The sequence below is a fragment of the Ciceribacter sp. T2.26MG-112.2 genome, from assembly GCF_900492205.1.
GTDB classification, from domain to species: domain Bacteria; phylum Pseudomonadota; class Alphaproteobacteria; order Rhizobiales; family Rhizobiaceae; genus Allorhizobium; species Allorhizobium naphthalenivorans_A.
This window is the reverse complement of sequence record NZ_UEYQ01000055.1, coordinates 1-3,539: the sequence shown is the minus strand read 5'-3', so window position 1 is coordinate 3,539 and position 3,539 is coordinate 1. Positions and strand designations below refer to the sequence as shown.

Below are 3,539 nucleotides of genomic sequence, written 5' to 3'. Positions count from 1 at the left end.
CGCCTAAGCCGCCTGTTCATTCTCCAAGACGATCTGCAGCCGAAAGCCGGCGGCGGTCGCGATGTTGACCAGTGCATCGAGGGAAAACTTGTCCAACTTGCCGCGGAGCAGATCGTTGAGGCGTGGTCTGGTCAGTCCAAGTCTGCGTGCCGCTTGTTCCTGAGGCAGGTCCCAACTCCTGACCTGTTCGCGGATGGCGAGCAGCAGATCGGCACGGGCCGTCATGTTCGCGGCTTCGGCTTCCGTTTCGGCCAGCGCATCGAATACGCTGTCATAGGTCTCAACCGTCAATTCCGTGTCTTCCAACTGTTCAATCTCCTGGAGGCCAAGTCTATGTCCCGCTGTGCCGTGGCTCTGGTCTTTTTCTGAAAGGCATGCAGGACCAGGACACGATCTGCCAATGTTGCAAGGTAAATGATCCGATAAGCGCCAGAGGCCTCGCGGATGCGGATCTCACGCACGCCTTCTCCGACAGTCGTCATCGGCTTCCAGTCGGCAGGATCGAAACCACATTGAACCGCCCGCAATTCCACGCCGGCGCGGTAGCGGGCGGTGTCGGGAAATCCTCGCAAGGCCTCTCGGCTATCGCCCAGAAACGTAATCGGTTTCATGTTGAATAGTGTATCTAAATCGATACACATATTCAAGGTCCTGTCTCCGGCAGTCTGCGAGCCACAAAAAAAGCGGCCGTCTGCGGCCGCTTTCCGATACCCGGTCTGGGTAAGCTCGTCTTATTCGACGGCGACGATCTTGCCGCCGTCCCACTTGAACAGCGAGAAGCTCTGCGAGGTGAGGTCGCCGGTTTCGCCGTAGGTGACGGCGCCGATGGCGGTGGCGATCGGTTCGCCCGACTTCAGGGCCGTGGCGACGGCTTCGGCATCTTCGGCGCTGCCGGCCTTTTCGATGCCGGCCTTCAGCACCTCGACGGCGGCATAGGCGTTCAGCGTGAAGGCTTCGGCCGGAATGCCGGCCGCGGCCAGCGCGTCGGCGGCGGCCTTGGAGTCCGGGTTCTTCAACGCGTCGGATGCATTGGTGAAGATCGCGCCATTGGCGGCGTCACCGCCAATCGAGGCGAATTCGCTGTTGGACAGGCCGTCGCCGCCGATGATGGTGGCCTTGACGCCGAGGTCGGCGAGCTGGCGCGACAGAAGGCCACCTTCCGGGTGATAACCGCCGAAATAGATCACTTCGACGCCCTCCGACTTGAGGCGGGTGGTGAGGGCGCTGAAGTCCTTGTCGCCGGGGGTGAGAGCGTCGTTGAAGACCTCGGTCACGCCGCCTTCGTTCAGCGTCTTCTTGAAGGCATCGGCCAGGCCCTTGCCGTACTGGCCCTTGTCGTTGATGATGCCGACCTTCTTGTCCTTCATGTTGGCAAGAACGTATTTTGCGGCGACCTCGGCCTGCTGGTCGTCGCGACCGCAGGTGCGCAGCACATTGGTCAGGCCGCGATTGGTGAGGTCCGGGGCGGTCGCGGTCGGGGTGACCATCAGCACGCCGTTTTCAGCCAGCACGTCGGAGGCCGGAATGGCGACGCCCGAGGTGACCGGACCGACGACGAAACGCACGCCTTCGCCGACCAGCTGGTTGGCGGCCGAGACGCCCTGCTTGGGTTCGCCGGCATCGTCGGCCATCTTCAGGACGACGGTCTCGCCGTTGATGCCGCCCGCCTTGTTGATCTGATCGACGGCGACTTCGGCGCCGTGCTTGACCTGCTCGCCATAGGCGGCGACCGGGCCGGTCAAGGGCGCGATCAGGCCGATGACGATCTCGGCGCGTGCTCCGGACGCGAAGGCGAGGGCGGCGACCAGTGCGGTGCTCGTCAGCAATTTCAGGTTCATGTCTTCTCTCCTTGGATGGCGATTTTTTCCGGCTGCTCCCGAACAGCCCGTCTTTTCCCGGCAGCCTTTGACGTCGCCGGATTGGTGGTGGGGCTTTTTTAGCCGAGGCTCATTAGACACCGTGACGAGCCGGGTGGCCAGTCGGATTTTATGTCGTACGCTACGTATTATTGCAGTGCTGGTTTGCGATTTCCGCATCCCGGGCATTGTGTTGACAAACGCATAACTGAAGAGTTATAGGATTGATCAATAGCCACAGAGTTATGAATTCGATGAGCGATGCACCTGACCTGCTTTTCTCGGCCCTTGCCGATCCGACCCGCCGGGCAATCTTCGAGCGTTTGTGCCGCCGGGGCGAACAGACGGTCGGGGTGTTGACCGCGCAGGCCGGGGTGTCGCAGCCGGCGGTGTCGAAGCATCTTGGCGTGCTGAAGCGGGCGGGGCTGGTGACCGACCGGCACGCGGGGCGCCAGACGCACTACAGCGCAAGGCTGGAGGCGCTGGCGCCGCTCAGCGACTGGACGAAACAGATGACCGGCTTCTGGGAAGGCCGGTTCGACGATCTCGAAGACCTTTTGAAGAGGATGGATCAATGACCGATACCGCCACCAAGACGCTTTCCGTCGTCGTCGAACGGGAATTGCCGCATCCGCCGGAAAGGATCTGGCGCGCGCTCACCCAGCCGCACCTGATCGAGGCATGGCTGATGAAGAACGAATTCAGGCCGGAACTCGGTCATGCGTTCACGCTCAAGGCGGACTGGGGAACCGTGGAATGCAGCGTGCGGGCGGTCGAGGAGAACCGGCGGCTGTCCTATAGCTGGGACGCAAAACCGCTGGAGAGTATCGTCACCTGGACGCTGACGCCGACGGAAAAGGGCACCATGCTGCGCATGGAGCAAACCGGCTTCAAGTCGGATCAGCCCATGTTCTACGGCGGCGCCAAGCAGGGCTGGCCGCGCTTCATCGACAACCTGGAAGACGTGCTGGCGCGCATGGACTGAGGCGGTCGGCCACGGGGTCCTTCGACACTGAACTCCGGCCCTTGCTGCCGTCATCGTCACGCGGTCCCGTCGCAGGACGGGGCCGAGGACGGCGCGGCGGTGCTTTGCCGAAAAAACCAATGCGATCCCAACCGGGCCAGCACCTGCGGCCCGCAATCGAAAGGAGTGCGCCCATGCGCTGGAACAAATGGATCAGGCAAATTCACCGCTGGCTGTCGCTCGCCTTCACGCTGGCGGTGATCGCCAATATCGCCGCGATGGGCATGGCTGAACCGGCCGTGTGGATCGGGTTGCTGGCGCTGGTGCCGCTCATCCCGCTGCTCGTCACGGGGATATACCTGTTCGCCATGCCCTATGTCGCGAGGCGGCGTAGCGCGGAGGGGTAGCGCAAGGCACGCGGCCGGGCGCCGGCCGCGATCTCCCGCTTCTCCCCAGCGGGGAGAAGATGCCTGAAGGGCGGATGAGGGGTCCTCCATGCCCCGGGTTCTGGTGCCGGAGTGAGGCAGGGCGATCGTACGTCGGCGAGAGCAGGCGTCGTCTTGCCCGGGTCTCATGGTCAGGGGCTTCGCCACCCCCTTGCATGTTCAAACTGCATCGATTGTTGGATGATTGATGCGCTCTCCGGCGGATGGCCATCCGCCGGAGAGCGGACGGTCGGGACCGCGCGCCCCTTGGCAAGAACCGGGGATGAGACTGGT

Annotated in this window: 6 protein-coding genes; 3 read left to right on the top strand and 3 right to left on the bottom strand. The window is 63.0% G+C overall.

Features of this window, described 5'->3' with window-relative positions:
- Positions 1 to 3: 3 nt before the first annotated feature.
- The 3 genes from DYZ14_RS23890 to DYZ14_RS23880 all read right to left on the bottom strand — a co-directional run bounded on the left by DYZ14_RS23890 (position 4) and on the right by DYZ14_RS23880 (position 1,838).
- Positions 4 to 291 (bottom strand): helix-turn-helix domain-containing protein, encoded by a 288-nt coding sequence (locus DYZ14_RS23890; RefSeq protein WP_154722919.1) that lies wholly within the window; start codon positions 289 to 291, stop codon positions 4 to 6.
- Complete coding sequence (locus DYZ14_RS23885) at positions 288 to 611, bottom strand: type II toxin-antitoxin system RelE/ParE family toxin (protein ID WP_154722918.1); 324 nt, start codon at positions 609 to 611, stop codon at positions 288 to 290. The genes DYZ14_RS23890 and DYZ14_RS23885 overlap by 4 nt, the downstream gene beginning before the upstream one ends.
- A 120-nt stretch (positions 612 to 731) precedes the next feature.
- Positions 732 to 1,838, bottom strand: coding sequence for a branched-chain amino acid ABC transporter substrate-binding protein (locus DYZ14_RS23880; RefSeq protein ID WP_154722917.1), 1,107 nt, complete (start codon positions 1,836 to 1,838; stop codon positions 732 to 734).
- Positions 1,839 to 2,110: 272 nt separating this feature from the next.
- Between DYZ14_RS23880 and DYZ14_RS23875 the strand changes: the two genes are divergently transcribed.
- From DYZ14_RS23875 to DYZ14_RS23865, 3 genes are all read left to right on the top strand, one after another.
- A complete protein-coding gene (locus DYZ14_RS23875) occupies positions 2,111 to 2,434 on the top strand; it encodes an ArsR/SmtB family transcription factor (protein WP_115672636.1) in 324 nt (107 codons plus the stop codon).
- On the top strand, positions 2,431 to 2,841 hold the full coding sequence (locus tag DYZ14_RS23870) for an SRPBCC family protein (protein ID WP_154722916.1): 411 nt from the start codon (positions 2,431 to 2,433) through the stop codon (positions 2,839 to 2,841). The genes DYZ14_RS23875 and DYZ14_RS23870 overlap by 4 nt, the downstream gene beginning before the upstream one ends.
- 173 nt (positions 2,842 to 3,014) lie before the next feature.
- Positions 3,015 to 3,227: a hypothetical protein gene (locus DYZ14_RS23865; protein ID WP_154722915.1), complete on the top strand. Its 213-nt coding sequence runs from the start codon at positions 3,015 to 3,017 to the stop codon at positions 3,225 to 3,227.
- Positions 3,228 to 3,539 lie beyond the last annotated feature (312 nt).